This window comes from Vibrio splendidus (genome assembly GCF_001557875.1).
Taxonomy (GTDB): Bacteria; Pseudomonadota; Gammaproteobacteria; order Enterobacterales; family Vibrionaceae; genus Vibrio; species Vibrio splendidus_F.
In genome coordinates this window covers 1-386 of the sequence record NZ_LNRF01000041.1, presented here as the reverse complement: position 1 = coordinate 386, position 386 = coordinate 1, and the positions used below count along the sequence as shown (strand labels likewise).

The window sequence follows — 386 nt, the reverse complement described above, 5'->3', positions numbered from 1 at the left end:
CTTAAACAATGCATCCGGACGCGGGATGGAGCAGTTTGGTAGCTCGTCGGGCTCATAACCCGAAGGTCGTCGGTTCAAATCCGGCTCCCGCAACCACATTACAGTTAAGCGCTATCTGTTGCCCAAGGCGTTAAGAGCAGCGAATAACTAATGCGATACTAGCTCAGTTGGTAGAGCGCAACCTTGCCAAGGTTGAGGTCATCGGTTCGAACCCGATGTATCGCTCCAAATTCTTTCTCACGCTTTATGCTGAAGATGAAAATGGTTTAGTCTCATTGTCTTAAACAATGCATCCGGACGCGGGATGGAGCAGTTTGGTAGCTCGTCGGGCTCATAACCCGAAGGTCGTCGGTTCAAATCCGGCTCCCGCAACCACATTACAGTTA

3 tRNA genes are annotated in these 386 nt (G+C 50.5%); all 3 read left to right on the top strand.

What is annotated here, in order from left to right:
- The first annotated feature begins 19 nt into the window (after positions 1-19).
- The 3 genes from ATB74_RS23505 (at position 20) to ATB74_RS23495 (ending at position 375) form a co-directional block, all read left to right on the top strand.
- A tRNA-Met gene (locus tag ATB74_RS23505) sits at positions 20-96 on the top strand.
- A gap of 56 nt (positions 97-152) precedes the next feature.
- A tRNA-Gly gene (locus ATB74_RS23500) sits at positions 153-228 on the top strand.
- 70 nt (positions 229-298) lie between these two features.
- Positions 299-375: transfer RNA gene (locus ATB74_RS23495), tRNA-Met, on the top strand.
- Positions 376-386: the final 11 nt, after the last annotated feature.